At 69.0% G+C, this 14,203-nt stretch carries 10 protein-coding genes; 4 read left to right on the top strand and 6 right to left on the bottom strand.

Annotation, left to right across the window (positions count from 1 at the left end; genetic code table 11):
- Nucleotides 1-8 precede the first annotated feature (8 nt).
- Both R0232_RS11425 and R0232_RS11430 read right to left on the bottom strand, forming a co-directional pair.
- A complete protein-coding gene (locus R0232_RS11425; protein ID WP_431512178.1) occupies nucleotides 9-440 on the bottom strand; it encodes a thiol-disulfide oxidoreductase DCC family protein in 432 nt (143 codons plus the stop codon).
- A gap of 63 nt (nucleotides 441-503) precedes the next feature.
- Nucleotides 504-1,091 carry a GbsR/MarR family transcriptional regulator gene (locus R0232_RS11430; RefSeq protein WP_057592450.1) on the bottom strand — a complete coding sequence of 196 codons (588 nt, stop codon included), beginning with the start codon at nucleotides 1,089-1,091 and terminating at the stop codon, nucleotides 504-506.
- Between the two features lie 123 nt (nucleotides 1,092-1,214).
- Between R0232_RS11430 and R0232_RS11435 the strand changes: the two genes are divergently transcribed.
- The gene (locus R0232_RS11435) at nucleotides 1,215-2,312 is read left to right on the top strand and encodes a PA0069 family radical SAM protein (protein WP_093343187.1); all 1,098 of its coding nucleotides are present in this window, start codon (nucleotides 1,215-1,217) and stop codon (nucleotides 2,310-2,312) included.
- Here the strand turns inward: R0232_RS11435 and R0232_RS11440 are convergent.
- The 3 genes from R0232_RS11440 to R0232_RS11450 all read right to left on the bottom strand — a co-directional run bounded on the left by R0232_RS11440 (nucleotide 2,263) and on the right by R0232_RS11450 (nucleotide 8,368).
- Nucleotides 2,263-3,756: an efflux transporter outer membrane subunit gene (locus R0232_RS11440; protein WP_431512885.1), complete on the bottom strand. Its 1,494-nt coding sequence runs from the start codon at nucleotides 3,754-3,756 to the stop codon at nucleotides 2,263-2,265. The genes R0232_RS11435 and R0232_RS11440 overlap by 50 nt on opposite strands.
- Nucleotides 3,757-3,758: 2 nt before the next feature.
- Nucleotides 3,759-5,042 (bottom strand): efflux RND transporter periplasmic adaptor subunit, encoded by a 1,284-nt coding sequence (locus R0232_RS11445; protein WP_431512179.1) that lies wholly within the window; start codon nucleotides 5,040-5,042, stop codon nucleotides 3,759-3,761.
- Between the two features lie 119 nt (nucleotides 5,043-5,161).
- Nucleotides 5,162-8,368 carry an efflux RND transporter permease subunit gene (locus R0232_RS11450; RefSeq protein WP_208507682.1) on the bottom strand — a complete coding sequence of 1,069 codons (3,207 nt, stop codon included), beginning with the start codon at nucleotides 8,366-8,368 and terminating at the stop codon, nucleotides 5,162-5,164.
- A gap of 520 nt (nucleotides 8,369-8,888) precedes the next feature.
- Between R0232_RS11450 and R0232_RS11455 the strand changes: the two genes are divergently transcribed.
- Nucleotides 8,889-9,335 carry a DUF2000 domain-containing protein gene (locus R0232_RS11455; RefSeq protein WP_431512180.1) on the top strand — a complete coding sequence of 149 codons (447 nt, stop codon included), beginning with the start codon at nucleotides 8,889-8,891 and terminating at the stop codon, nucleotides 9,333-9,335.
- A gap of 13 nt (nucleotides 9,336-9,348) precedes the next feature.
- On the opposite strand, the gene R0232_RS11460 is transcribed toward R0232_RS11455, so the two are convergent.
- Entirely contained in the window at nucleotides 9,349-9,915 is a 567-nt protein-coding gene (locus tag R0232_RS11460) for an N-acetyltransferase family protein (RefSeq protein WP_431512181.1), read from the bottom strand.
- Between the two features lie 361 nt (nucleotides 9,916-10,276).
- On the opposite strand from R0232_RS11460, the gene R0232_RS11465 reads away from it, so the two are divergent.
- Nucleotides 10,277-10,876: a hypothetical protein gene (locus R0232_RS11465; RefSeq protein ID WP_431512182.1), complete on the top strand. Its 600-nt coding sequence runs from the start codon at nucleotides 10,277-10,279 to the stop codon at nucleotides 10,874-10,876.
- Between the two features lie 230 nt (nucleotides 10,877-11,106).
- Nucleotides 11,107-13,983, top strand: a complete 2,877-nt coding sequence (locus R0232_RS11470; protein WP_431512183.1) for a hypothetical protein — start codon at nucleotides 11,107-11,109, stop codon at nucleotides 13,981-13,983.
- Nucleotides 13,984-14,203: the final 220 nt, after the last annotated feature.

Consider the following 14,203-nt stretch of genomic DNA (forward strand, 5'->3'; position numbering starts at 1 on the left):
TGCGGGTGTCAGAGCCGGCACTGGCCGTCGGCGCAGGTGCGCGAGGCCTTCGCGGCCGGGCCGGCGAGCAGGGTCACGAGCCAGCCGGGCAGGCGCTGGCGGTTGCGCGCCAGCGCGGCATAGGCGCGATCGGCCAGCGGCGCGACCAGCGGCAGGTCGAGCAGGGGTCCCCCGTTGGGCAGGCCGACCGCCTCGCGGCAGGCGCGGATGGCGGGCACGCCGACCTGCACGCGGCCGGCGGCATCGACCACGTGGATCGCGGTCATCAGGGCCTCGCGCGGCGCCGGGCCGGCATCGAAATCCGGCGGCGAGCAGTCGACCAGAACGAGCCGCGCGGCCGCGTCGCGCGCCTTCATCGCGCCCATTTCGGCGCTGCACAGGCGGCAGGTGGCGTCGTAGTAGACGGTCAGCGGGTAGGCGATGGCGGTGGGACGGGGCATGGTGTTCTTTGTTCTCGATATTTCTGTCAAAAGAGAAATTGATGGGCAAAAAAAGAGCCGACCTCAGATCATCGGCAGGCTCGCATGGTGGGCGTCGGGATCGTCCTTGCCGGTGGCGGGCGCGGGCGCATCGCCGCGAACGAACTTCTGCACGCTCGCGCCCAGCGTCAGCACCTTGTCGAGCGTGCCGGGCGACAGCCGCAGCATCTCGTCGGCCCAGGTCGCGAGCTTGGCCATCAGGTCCATGGTGGAGCGGATGCGGTCCTGCGCATCGGCCGATTCCTTCTGGAAATCGGGGCTCGCGACGATCTCGCGCAGCACGCGGATGGTGGGATCGAACTCGCGTTCCTTGCGCTCGCGCACCACGGTGCGGAACAGCTCCCAGACGTCGACGCTGGTCTCGAAGTAGTCGCGCCGGTCGCCCAGCATGTGGGTGACGCGCACCAGGTTCCAGGCCTGCAGTTCCTTCAGGCTGTTGCTCACGTTGGAGCGCGCCACGCCCAGCGTGTCGGACAGCTCCTCGGCATGGATCGGCTTGCCGTGCACGAACAGCAGCGCATGGATCTGCGAGACGGTGCGGTTGACGCCCCACATGGAGCCCATCTCGCCCCAGTGGAGGACGAACTTGCGTTGGATGTCGGTGAGTTCCATGCGCTGGAGTCTAGGACTTCCGAAATTTCTGTCAAGAAAGAAATAGAAAAATCGCCGTGGCCCGGTGGAATGGTGAAATACTGTATGTTTAAACAGTGATCCGATCCGCGAAGGAGTTGCGCCATGCCACCCGCCGCCTACATCCCCATCCAGGCCATCAAGGGCCGCGGCGCCGCCACGCGGCTCGCGCACCGCTTCTCGAAGGACGAGCGCGATGCCTTCGACGATGGCTGGGGCACGCTCGAGGAGAACGCCGCCGAGGCCGACGAGCTCGAGCCGCTGGCCACCGAGGTGCGCTTCGAGGACGTGAAGTCGGCGATGAACGAGAACGACTCGCCCGACATCTACTTCGACCGCTCGATCAACCCCTACCGCGGCTGCGAGCATGGCTGCATCTACTGCTTCGCGCGGCCCACGCACAGCTACCTCAACCTGTCGCCGGGGCTGGACTTCGAGACCAAGCTGATCGCCAAGCGCAACCTGGTCGAGGTGCTGCGCCGCGAGCTGGGCCGCAAGAGCTACCGGCCCAGCCACATCGCGATCGGCACGGCCACCGACTGCTACCAGCCGATCGAGCGCGAGCTGCGCATCACGCGCTCGCTGATCGAGCTGCTGTCGGAGGTCAACCACCCCTTCGGGCTGGTGACCAAGTCCAGCGCGATCGAACGCGACCTCGACCTGATCGCGCCGGCCGCCGCGCGCGGCCTGGCGGCGGTGTACGTGACCGTGACCACGCTCGACGGCGAACTCGCGCGCAAGCTCGAGCCGCGCGCCGCGGCGCCGCACCGGCGGCTGCGCACCATCCGCACGCTGGCCGAGGCCGGCGTGCCGGTGGGCGTGAGCGTGGCGCCACAGATTCCGTTCGTGACGGAAGACATGGAGCAGGTGCTCGAGGCGGCCTGGGAGGCGGGCGCGCGCAGCGCCTTCTACACCATGATCCGGCTGCCCTGGGAGGTGGCGCCGCTGTTCAAGCAATGGCTGGCGCTGCACTACCCGCAGCGCGCGGACCGCATCATGGCGCGCATCCACGACGTGCGAGGCGGCAAGGACTACGACGCCGACTTCGCCACGCGCATGAAGGGCACCGGCCTGTGGGCCGACCTGCTGCGCCAGCGCTTCGAGAAGGCGACCGCGCGCATCGGCTTCAACCGCGAGCGCATCGCGCTCGACCTCAGCGCTTTTCGGCCACCTGGCGCGCCGGGGCAGGGCAGCCTGTTCTAGATGCGAGCGCGGCGTCCGCGTTGCCGTCGCCGCACCAGTCGCCGCCCAGCGCCTTCACGAGGAACACCGAGGTCAGCAGGCGCTGGCCCTGCAGCTGCGCGGCCTGGCGCTCCACCGTCAGCAGCGACTGCTGCGCGGTGATCACGTCGAGGTAGGTCGAGGCACCGCCCTCGTAGCGGCTGTTGGCCATGTCGAGCACGCGCCGCGCGGCCGCCACGGCCGACTGCGCCTGGGCGGTGGCGCGTTCGAGTGCCGCGAGGCCGTCGATGCCGTCCTGCACCTCCTGCATCGCGGTCAGCACCACGCGGCGGTAGTTGCCGACGGTGGCGTCGTAGCCGGCCTTCGCGAAGTCCACGCCCGCGCGCACGCGGCCGCCGTCGAACAGCACCTGCGTGGCCGACACGCCGACCGACCACAACAGGCTCGGCGCATCGAACAGCGATTCGATCAGCCGGCTGTCGACGCCGACCGTGGGCGCGATCAGGATGCTCGGATAGAAGGCCGCGGTCGCCACGCCGATCTGCGCATTGGCCGCGGCCATCGCGCGTTCGGCCGAGGCCACGTCGGGCCGGCGCTCGAGCACGTCGGAGGGCACGCCCAGCGGCACCGCGGGCGGGCGGATCTCGCGCAGGTCGGTCGCCAGCGCGAACGAGGGCGCGGGCGTGCCGGTCAGGGTGGCGAGCGCATGCTCGTACTGCGCGCGCTGCTTCTTGAGCACGTCGACCTGCGTCAGCGTGGTCTCGAGCAGCGCCTGCTGCTGCGCCACGTCGAGGCCCGAGACGGCGCCCAGGTCGTGCCGCGCCGTCACCAGCTCGAGCGCGCGCCGCTGCAGCGCGATCGAGCGCGTCAGCACATCGAGCTCGATGTCGGTGGAGCGCAGGTTGAAATAGCTGCTCGCCACGTCGGCCGACAGCAGCAGCCGCGTGTTGGCGAGGTCGGCCGCCGACTGCTCGGCCGAGGCGCTCGCGCCTTCCACGCTGCGCTGCACGCGGCCCGCGAGGTCGAGCTCGTAGCTGGCGTTGAGCGAGAGCGCGAAGTCGTTCTGCACCGTCGAGGCATTGGCGGTGTTGTAGTTGGTCAGCGGCCGGTTGGCCGAGATCTTGAGCCGCGAGGCACGCGTGCCCAGGCCGAGCTGCGGATACTGCGCGGCCGAGCTCGAGGCCAGCGTGGCGCGCGCCTGCGCGAGCCGCGCGCCGGCGATGGCGAGCGTGGGGCTGCCGGCCACGGCGCGGTCCTGCAGCGCATCGAGCTGCGCGTCGCCGTAGCGCTTCCACCACGGGCCCTTGTCGGCGATGTCGTTGGGCGTGCCTTCGCGCCACGGCGCCTCGAGCTTCCAGCTCACGGGCAGCGGGGTTTCGGGCGCCTTGTAGTCGGGGCCGACCGCGCAACCCGCGGCCAGCATCACGGCGGCGAGCGCGATCGCCGCGAAGGCGGGACGGCGCATGCTCACGCGGGTTCCTTCTTGGCCGCCGCCGGTGCTGCAGCCGGTGCCACGCCGGGCTTGGCGCCATCGGCCGGCGCATCGGGCGCCACCGCGACCACGTCGCCATCGGCCAGCGAGTCGGAGGGATTGAGCACCATGCGGTCGGTGCCCGCGAGCCCGTCGACCACCTCGACGTTCTCGCCGTAGTTGCGGCCCAAGGTCACGGGGCGCAGGCCGACGCGGCCCTGTGCGTCGACGATCGCCAGCCGCGTGCCCTCGGCACGGAACAGCAGCGCGTTGGCCGGCACCGTGAGCGTGCCGCTCGCGGCCAGCGGCAGCTCGACCTGCACGTAGGCGCCCGGCAGCAGCGCGCCGTCGCGGTTGGGCAGCGAGACCTCGACCTGCATCATGCGCGTCGTGGTGTCGATGGCGCCCGCGGTGCGCGCGACCTGGCCGCTGAACTTCTGGCCGCGCAGCTCGGCCTGCGTCACCACCACCGGCTGCCCGGCCTTCACGAGCTGGGCATAGGCCTGCGGCACGTTGATGTACACGCGCAGCGGATCGGTCTGCGCCAGCACGAACAGCGCGCGGCCCGCGCCGCCACCGGCGCCGGCATCGATCAGGTCGCCGGTGTCGACGTTGCGCCGCGTGATCACGCCGGCGAAGGGCGCGACCACGCGCTTGAAGCCCTCGGTCTGCCTGAGCCGCTGCACGTTGGCATCGGCGGCCGCCACGTTGGCGGTGGCCTGCGCGACGGCGCTGCGGCGCTCGTCGAGGTCCTGCTGCGAGACCACGTCCTTCTTGCGCAGGTTCTCCCAGCGCGCGGCCGTGCTCTGCGCGAGCTCGAGGCCCGAGGCCGCCTGGTTGCGCGCGGCGATGGCCTGCGACAGCTGCTGGTCGATCTCGGGCGTCTCGATCTCGGCCAGCAGCTCGCCCTTCTCGACGCGGCTGCCGATGTCCTTGGTCCAGCGCTTGAGGTAGCCGCTGGCGCGCGCCGAGATCGGCGACTGCACGTAGCCCTGCAGCGTGCCCGGCAGCGCCAGCTTCTGGCCCGCGGTGGGCGTGCGCGGCAGCGCGGTCTGCACGTACTGCTTGGCGTGCTCGACCGTGCTGGCCTGCAGCTCGCGCGCGTTGGCGATGCGCACGAACACCGTGCGCGCCGCGCCGAGCGCCAGCAGCACGAGCACGATCAGCACCAGCCAGCGGGTGCGCCGCACGATCTGGCGCCGCCGCAGCAGCTCGGGGCCGTCGCCGTCGTCGGCGGCGATGGGGTGGATGGCCAATGCCGAATGGCGTTGCTCTGTCATGCGCTATACGGCGCGGGGCCGTTTCCGTGGCGGGCCGCGCGGCCGTGGGAGGGCTGGGTGCGCGGCAGGTACAACAAGTCGAACATGGTCTCGAGACGGTCGGATGGCGCGGGCATCGCTCAGTGCTCCTGCGCGGTGGCGCCGGCCGGCGGATGGGCGCCGCCGCCGTGCGCGGCGCGCCGGTGCGCGAGCCAGCTGTGCACGCCCGCATAGACCGCGGGCACGAAGAACAGCGTCGACACCGTCGCGAACAGCAGGCCGCCGATCACGGCGCGGCCCAGCGGCGCGTTCTGCTCGGCGCCTTCGCCCAGGCCCAGCGCCATCGGGATCATGCCGATGATCATCGCCAGCGCCGTCATCAGCACCGGGCGGATGCGGGTGGCGCCGGCCTCGAGCGCAGCCGACAGCGGCGGAATGCCCGCGGCCAGCCGCTCGCGCGCGAAGGACACCATCAGGATCGAGTTGGCCGTGGCCACGCCCATGGTCATGATCGCGCCCGTGAGCGCCGGCACGCTCAGCGTGGTGCCGGTGATGAACAGCATCCAGGCGATGCCGGCCAGCGCGGCGGGCAGGGCGGTGATGATGATCGCGGCGTCGAGCCAGGACTGGAAGGTCACGACGATCAGCAGGTAGACCAGCACGATCGCCATCGCCAGGCCCACGCCCAGGCCGATGAACGAGGACTGCATGGTCTGCACCTGGCCGCGGATGTCGACGCGGCTGCCGCGCGAGAGCTTGGGCCGCATCTCGTCGACCAGCGCCTGCACCTTGCTCGCCACGCTCGCGAGGTCGGTGCCCTGCACGCTGACGTAGACGTCGATCACCGGCGCGATGTTGTAGCGCGACTGGATCGCCGGCTGGCGCGCCGCGCGCGCGTCGACCAGGTTGCCCAGCAGCTGCTGCGCCCCGCCGGCCGCGGCCGCGCCGCCCGCGCCCACCGGAATGTTGAGCAGCGAGTCGAGTGAGTCCACGTTGTACTGCGGCGTCTGCACCGCGATGCTGTAGACCACGCCGTTCTGCGGATTGAGCCAGTAGGCCGGCGCCGTCTGCGAGCTGCCCGACAGCGCGATCAGCACGTTCTGCCCCACATTGGAGGCGGTCAGGCCGTACTGCTGCAGCCGCGAGCGGTCCATCGTCAGGTCCACCGAGGGCCCGTCGAGGCGCTGGTGCACGTGGGCGTCGACCGCGCCCGGGATCTGCCGGATCGCCTTGGTGAGCTCGGCCGCGCGCGCCGCGTTGCCCGCGATGTCGTTGCCGCTGAACTGCACGTCGATAGCCGCCGGCAGGCCGAAGTTGAGGATCTGCGTGACGATGTCGGCCGGCTGGAAGAAGAACTCGATGCCCGGGAAGCGCTTGGGCAGCTCGGCGCGCAGCGTGGTCACGAACTCCTCGGTCGGCCGGTGGCCGTCCTTCAGCGACATCAGGATCTCGGCGTCGAAGGTGCCGATGGTGCCGGCATTGCTGTACGACAGGTTGATGCCGCTGTTCGGCACGCCGAGGTTGTCGAGGATGGTCTCGAGCTGGTCGGGCGGCACCAGCTCGCGGATCGCGGCCTCCACCTGGTCGGTGAGGCGCGCGGTCTCCTCGATGCGGGTGCCGGTGGGCGCGCGCATGTGCAGCCGGATCTGGCCGGCGTCCACGGTCGGGAAGAAGTCGCGGCCCAGTGCCGGATAGAGCAGGCAGGACAGCAGGCAGAAGCCGAGGAACACCGCGATGAAGCCGCCGCGGCGCGACAGCAGGGCCGACAGCAGCAGCGTGTAGGCGCGGCGCACGCGCTCGAAGCGGCGGTCGAAGGCGCGGTACACGCGCTGCAGCGCGCTCGGCCTGGCGTTCTCGTCGGCCTGCTGGCCATGCACGCCGCCCATCAGCAGCATCACCAGCGTGGGCACCAGCGTGCGCGACAGCAGGTAGGAGGCCAGCATCGCGAACACCACGGCCTCGGCCAGCGGCACGAACAGGAAGCGCGCCACGCCCGAGAGGAAGAACATCGGCACGAACACGATGCAGATGCACAGCGTGGAGACGAAGGCCGCGTTGCCGATCTCGCCGGCGCCGACCTCGATCGCCTCCTTGAGCGGCGTGCCCATGTGCAGGTGGCGCTCGATGTTCTCGATGGTCACGATCGCCTGGTCGACCAGGATGCCGACCGAGAGCGCGAGCCCGCCCAGTGTCATCAGGTTGAGCGTTTCTCCCAGGCCGTAGAGCACCAGGATCGAGGCCAGGATCGACAGCGGGATGGTCAGGCCGATGATCAGCGTGCTGCGCCAGTTGCCGAGGAACAGCAGCACCATCGCGGCGGTGAGCGCGGCGGCCAGGATGGCTTCGAACACCACGCCCTTGACGGCCGCCTTCACGAACACCGACTGGTCGAACAGCGGCGTGATCTTGATGTCCTGCGGCATGGTCTGCGCCGCCACCGGCAGCATCGCGCGCAGATTGGCCACGATGTCCAGCGTGGAAGCGCCGCCGTTCTTGAGCACCGACAGCAGCACGCCGCGCACGCCGTCCTGGCGCACCACGTTGGTCTGCGGCGAGAAGCCGTCGCGCACGTAGGCCACGTCGCGCACGTAGACGGTGGCGCCGTTCACGGTGCGGATCGGCAGGTCGTTGAGGCCCGCGATCGCATCGGGCGAGCCGTTCATGCGCACGCCGTACTCGGTGGCGCCGAACTTGGCGGTGCCCGAGGGCAGGATCAGGTTCTGCGTATTGATCGCGTTCACCACGTCCGACGGCGACAGGCCGCGCGCCTGCAGCGCCTGGGTGTCGAGGTCGACCGAGATCAGCCGGTTCTTGCCGCCGTAGGGAAAGGGGATCGCCGCGCCGGGCACCGTGATGAGCTGCGGGCGCAGCTGGTTCACGGTGGCGTCGAACAGGGAGTTCTCAGAGCGCGTGGGGCTCGACAGCGCGAGCTGGATCACGGGCACGCTCGAGGCCGAGTACTTGATCACCAGCGGCGGCGTGATGCCCGGCGGCAGCTGCCGCACCTGGGCCTGCATCGAGGCCACCACCTGTGAGATCGCCATCTCGATGTTGGCGGTGGGCTGGAAGAACACCTTGATGATCGACACGCCCGCCAGCGACTGCGATTCGATGTGCTCGATGTCGCTGACGGTGGTGGTCAGGCCGCGCTCCACCTGGCCCGAGATGCGCTGGCCCATCTCCTGGGCCGGCAGGCCGGTGTAGTTCCAGATGACCGACACCACCGGGATATTGATCTCCGGAAAGATGTCGGTGGCCATCCGCAAGAGGACGAAGGGCGTGGCCAGCACGATCAGCATCGCCATGACGATGAAGGTGTACGGACGACGCAACGCGAGCTGAACCATGGACGGGTCTCTCTGCTTCCGGCGAAAAAAGGTTTCGCATCATAAGGAAGTAGTTTTAAGTTTGTTTAACTTGGTTACTTGGCCCCTTTGGTGCGCTTTGGAGGGCGGTTTGGGCGCGCCCGGTGGGTGGGGAAGGGCGACGCATGGAGCGTGCCGGGCGGGGTGACGACGGTCTGAGATTGTTTTGAGCGGTACTCAATAAATGGCGTCCTGGATTCTGCAGTATGCTCAGATGACCGTCATTTGCTCGCGATGTATGATTGAGTGAAGCTCAAAATAATGCTCCATTTCGACAGTCGAACCCTTGCGCCCCGCGGCGGACCCGCCGACCGGCACGTCGAAAGCCTGCTCGCCGTCGCGAAGAAAGTCTTCGCCGAAATGGCTTCGAGGGCGGCACGCCGGCCGAGATCGCGCAGCGGTCCGGGGTGTACGGAGCGACCGTCTTTACATACTTAGTTAGGCATTGACCGCACCGCCGCGGCCGGCTTCCCGATTTCCTTCCCTCCTTCATCCTCCCCTCATGAGCCAGACCGATCCCTCTCCCGCCGCTGCCGCGCTGCCCGAGCGCTGCGTCATCGTCGTCGACGCTTCGCTGCCGCCCGGCCTGGCCGCCAATGCCGCGGCCGTGGTGGCGCTGACCGTCGGCCAGCGCCACCCGGGCCTGGTCGGCGCGCCGCTGGTCGATGCCTCGGGGCAGGCGCATCCGGGCCTGATCCCGATCGGCATCGCGGTGCTCGGCGCCTCGCAGGACGAGCTCGCGGCCGTGCGGCAGAAGGCGCTCGCCAACACCGAGTGCGACGTGATCGACTTCCCGGTGCAGGGCCAGCAGACCACCAACTACGCGGCCTTCCGCGAGGCGGTGGCGAGCGTGCCGGCCGAGGCGCTGCGCTACGTGGCGGTCGGCTTCGTCGGCGAACGCAAGCCGCTGGGCAAGGTGGTGTCGAAGCTGGGGCTGCTCGGGCAGTAGCGGCCCGCAGCGCTCAGGGTGCCGGGGCGTCGAGCGCGAGGCGCAGCCGGCTGACGTTCGGATTGCCCGCATCGCGCTGCACCTTGAAGCCCAGCCTGCGCGCCAGCGCGATCATCGCGAGGTTGTCGTAGAGCGTGATGTCGGCCAGCTGGCGCACGCCCGCGTCGCGCGCCGCCGCGATCAGCACGCGCATCAATTTCTCGGCCAGGCCGTGGCGCTGCCAGGCATCGGCGATCACCACCGCGAACTCGGCCACCTCGGCCGTTTCGGGCGTGTCGCCGCGCACGTAGCGCACCACCCCCATCTGCTGCTCGGCGCCATCGACCTCGGTGGTGGCGATCAGCGCGAGCTCGCGCGCGTAGTCGATGTGGGTCATGCGCCAGAGCTCGTCGGGCTGCGGCTTGCGCGGCGAGAGCAGGCGGTGGTAGCCGGTGCGGTCCGACAGGCCCGCGACGAAGGCCGTGTGCATCGCGAGATCGTCGGCATGGATCGGGCGGATGCGCACCGCGCGGCCATCGCGAAGCCGCCAGTCTTCGACGAGGTGCGCCGGATAGGCGCCGGGTTCGGCCGTTGCTGCCATGGCCGCCGTTGTGCCACGGCGGCGAGTCGCGGGTCAATGCGGTCGATCCCCCGGCTGACCCGAGACACACTTGGTCTCAAAAAAAAGAGAGTGAATGCTCTCAAAAAACCACAAAGCACAAACTTGGTGCGTGAACAAGTTAATGCTTTTTGCGTGTTTCTTGTTGGATAGGCGACTCAATGGCCGATCTCAGAGATGAATGCTCGATGGAATGGAGAATAATTGTTCATTCTCTTTTCTGGCGTGAGAAGATGTTGCAGCGACGTCTTGCGAGCGCCGGTTGGTTTTTCAATCTTGCGGAAGGCTGAGGTCGTTCATGTCTATCAATGGTGCGTTTCGTTTGAATTCGTTTGTCGGACCCGTGGCCCGGCTGACCGTGCGGCTGAGCCTGGGGCTCGGCGTGGTCATCGCGCTGAGCGGAGGCGGCCTGGCCTCGGCGCAGGGCGTGCAGGCCGCGCCCGTGGTGGCTGGGGTGGCCCAGGACAAGGGCGTGGCCGTGGTGCTCAAGCAGTCCAAGGTCATCAAGGACCCGCAGGGGAAGGAACAGCTGGTGGAGGCCGCCTCGGTCAAGCCGGGTGACATCCTGGAATACACGGCGACCTACACCAATCACACGGGTCGCAGCGTCAGCGGCCTGGTGGCCAATCTCTCGATTCCCGAAGGGCTGGAGTACCTGCCCAAGACCGCGAAGCCCGGCGCGACGCTGGTCAAGGCGGCGACCAAGGAGGGTGTCTTCGCGGCCGAGCCGCTGACGCGCCAGGTGAACGGCAAGGCGGAACCGATTCCCTATGCCGAGTACCGCGCGCTGCGCTGGGAGCTGGGCCAACTGCCCGCCAAGGGCGTGACCGCAGTCACGGCGCGCGCCAAGGTCGAGGAGGTGGTGCCTCCCGCCGCACCCGTTGCTTCTGCTGCCTCCGCGGTGGCAACTGAGCCAGCGAAGGCCGCGCGCGCCGCACGCTGAGCCCGCGCCGTTGACGGCCCCCGGCCTCGCGCCGCGCTGAGGGCCGGTTCTCTTTCTTTCCCCGCCCGTTTTTCTTGCCGGTTTCCGTTCGTGGAAATCGCCGGCCGGGGTGCGTTCGTCTTTTTTCAGACCCTTAACCACAGAGGAGAAACCCCGTGATTCCTACCTTGTCAGCCCGTCGTGCCGGCCATGTGCCGCGCGCGCTCTGGGCGGGCGCCGCAGCTCTGACCATGAGCTTCCTTTTTGGAAGCTCCGATGCGCTCGCTGCGGCTCCGCCTGCCAACACCATCATCGGCAACCAGGCTTCGGCCACCTACCTCGATCCGAACGGTGCCAGCCAGCTCGCGACCTCGAACCTCGTGCAGACGACGGTGCAGCAGGTCGGCTCGTTCAGCCTGGACGGCCGGACCACGGTCACCACGGACGTGATCAACAAGAAGATCGGCGCCGCGGGTGCGATCGTCTATGCGCCCCACGTGCTGACCAACACCGGCAACGGCGCCGACAAGTTCACCATCACGATCGACACGACCACGGCACCGCCGAACGGTTTCTCGAAGATCGAGGTGTTCGCCGATGCCAACGCCGACGGCGTGCCCGACAGCACCAATGCACTGTGCTCGGTCACGCCGGGCGCCGTCTGCACGGTGCCCGCGCAGACGGTCGCGGGCGGCAACGGCACCTTCCCGTTCGTCGTGGCGTACTCGATCCCGAGCACGGCGACGGCGGCCAACTTCACGTCGCCGCAGCCCGCGACCATCAACGCGGTGCCCGCCACGCTCGACCTGTACGAGCTGGCGAACCAGAAGGTGGCCGACCTCGACAACGTGGTGCTCACCACCGACGCGGCCTTCAACGCCTCCAAGAGCCTGAGCGTTCCCGCGGTCAGCTGGGTCGCCAACGGCGGTGTCTGGCCCGCGGCCAGGACCAGCGGTCCGCGTTCGGCGGCCTCCTGCCCGGCAACGATCGCCGGCGCGACGTCGAACGATCCGAACTGCCTCTACACCACCTACACGCTGCGTTTCAACAACACGGGTGGCGCGGCCGGCAAGTTCTACATGGCCGATACCTTGCCGAGCGGCTTCACCTACGTGCCGGGTTCCGCGGTCTGGAGCAGCGCGCCCGGTACCGCGCTGGGTGACGGCGCGGGCGGCGATCCGGTCGGCATCGACTTCCTGGCCGACGGCCAGCGGCTGAGCTTCCTGGTGGCCTCGCTGCCCCCGAACGTGACGCAGACCGTGAGCTTCGTGGTGTTGATCAACAGCACCGCCGAAGTCGGTGGAACGACCACGACCAACAAGGCCGAGTACGTTCCGACCAAGGTGCCGGACGACAAGACGACCACCAACCCGCCGACCGACCCGACCACGCCGACCAACCCCTCGCCCTTCGAGGTGTCGGGCAGCTACGGCATCGTGCTCGGCTCCACGCACGCCTCGGCGAGCCCGGTCGCGTCGAAGGACGCCACGGCAGGTACGCCGCTCACGACGGATGCCGACCAGACGACCCTGGCCTCCGGCGTCGCGGGCTCCACGGTGAAGTTCCCGCAGACGGTGTTCAACACCGGCAACGCGGACGACACGGTGAATCTCACGGCCGACGTCAGCCGGTTCCCCGCGGGTTCGACCTTCCGCTTCTTCGCCGACGGTGGTTCCGCGCCGCTGATCGACACCAACAACGACGGCATCGTCGACACCGGCCCGATCCGGCCCGGCCAGAACGTCAGGATCGTGCTGGCGGTCACGCTGTCGGCGCCCACGCCGCTGCCGAGCGGACCGTTCGAGGCCATCATCCGCGGTACCTCGACCAAGGACAGCACCAAGTTCGACGCCACGCGCGACATCCTGACGAGCCTGATCGGCGTGCTGGTGGACATGACCAATACCGCCAGCGGTAACGGCACTTCCGGCAACACCGGCAACGGCGACGTGGGCACGGGCCCGAGCCCGACCCCGACGACCACGACGACGACACCGGCCGGTACCCCCGCCGTCTTCAACCTGTTCATCAGGAACAACGACACCAAGGACAACGCCTTCAGCCTCGCGGCGAGCCAGACCAACAACTTCCCGGGCAGCCTGCCCAGCGGTTGGACGGTGAAGTTCGTGGCCGGCGGTGCCGCCTGCTCGGCGAGCGGGATGACGACGGTGAACGTGGCTGCCGGTGCGCAAGTGGCGGTCGATGCCTGCGTGACGCCGCCCGCGTCGCAGGCGTCGGTCGACGCTCAGCTGATCTACTTCCAGGTGAAGTCGACCGGCCCGACCTCCACCGGCGCCGTGGCGATCGACACCAAGCTCGACGCGGTGAAGGTGATCGCGGCCGACACCTACGGTGCCACGCTGACGCCGAACAACGAAGGCCAGGTCGCTCCCGGCGGCTCGGTCATCTACGCCCACACGCTCACCATCACCGGCGCGCAGAGCTGCGGCACGCAGTTCAACATCAAGGCGGTCCTGCCGGCTGCGGACGTGACCGCAGGCTGGACCACCGCGCTGTACATGGACAACAACGGCGACGGCCAGATCGATGCCGGCGACACGCTGGTGGGCGCGAACGGCCAGGTCGGCCCCACGGTGGACCTGAGCGGTGGCAAGGCGCACAAGCTGCTCGTCAAGGTGTTCGCACCGGGCGGCGCGACGGCCGGTGCCACCGACACGGCGACCGTGACCGTGACCTTCCCGGACCAGGCGAAGTGCGGTACGCCCTCGGCGACCGACATCAGCACCGTCATCTCGGGCCAGATGCGCCTGATCAAGCTCCAGGCGAAGGACGAGGAGTGCAAGGGCACCATCGTGCCGAGCTCGTCGGCGGCACTCACGGTGAAGCCGGGCCAGTGCATCGTCTATCGCATCGTCGCGACCAATGAAGGCGCCTCGCCGGTGACCAACATGTCGATCAACGACGCGGTGCCGGCCCATACGAGCCTGACGGCCGCGCCGGACGGCGCGCAACCGCCGGACCAGTGCGCTTCCGCGGGCGTGACGCCGGCCTTCGCGCAAGCGAACTACGCCGCGACCCCGACGTCCGTGTCCTGCGGCAGCGCGACCAACACGGTCGCGCCCGGCGGCAAGGCCACGCTGACCTTCTCGGTGAAGGTCAACAAGTAAGCGTCGGCTGAACGATGGGATCGGCGGGCTTCGGCCTGCCGGTTCCTTCTTCCTTCCAAGGCTGTTCGCCTTTCCCTTGCGTCCTCGTGCGAAGGCGCAAGGGAAAGGGAGCCCCCGTTCGTCTCCCTTTCCTTTTTTCTTCCGGCCCGTTGCCGGGTTTTCCAAGAGTTCACCGCATGTTGTCGACTTCCAAGCTCAGAGGCTCCAGCCTGCGATCGTG

The organism is Variovorax sp. DAIF25, assembly GCF_050711835.1.
Classification (GTDB): domain Bacteria; phylum Pseudomonadota; class Gammaproteobacteria; order Burkholderiales; family Burkholderiaceae_C; genus Variovorax.

Bases quoted from the DNA above. Each gene is read 5' to 3' on its own strand.
- R0232_RS11425 (WP_431512178.1), bottom strand. From the start codon at position 440: ATGCCCCGTCCCACCGCCATCGCCTACCCGCTGACCGTCTACTACGAC.
- R0232_RS11430 (WP_057592450.1), bottom strand. From the start codon at position 1,091: ATGGAACTCACCGACATCCAACGCAAGTTCGTCCTCCACTGGGGCGAG.
- R0232_RS11435 (WP_093343187.1), top strand. From the start codon at position 1,215: ATGCCACCCGCCGCCTACATCCCCATCCAGGCCATCAAGGGCCGCGGC.
- R0232_RS11440 (WP_431512885.1), bottom strand. From the start codon at position 3,756: ATGCGCCGTCCCGCCTTCGCGGCGATCGCGCTCGCCGCCGTGATGCTG.
- R0232_RS11445 (WP_431512179.1), bottom strand. From the start codon at position 5,042: ATGACAGAGCAACGCCATTCGGCATTGGCCATCCACCCCATCGCCGCC.
- R0232_RS11450 (WP_208507682.1), bottom strand. From the start codon at position 8,368: ATGGTTCAGCTCGCGTTGCGTCGTCCGTACACCTTCATCGTCATGGCG.
- R0232_RS11455 (WP_431512180.1), top strand. From the start codon at position 8,889: ATGAGCCAGACCGATCCCTCTCCCGCCGCTGCCGCGCTGCCCGAGCGC.
- R0232_RS11460 (WP_431512181.1), bottom strand. From the start codon at position 9,915: ATGGCAGCAACGGCCGAACCCGGCGCCTATCCGGCGCACCTCGTCGAA.
- R0232_RS11470 (WP_431512183.1), top strand. From the start codon at position 11,107: ATGAGCTTCCTTTTTGGAAGCTCCGATGCGCTCGCTGCGGCTCCGCCT.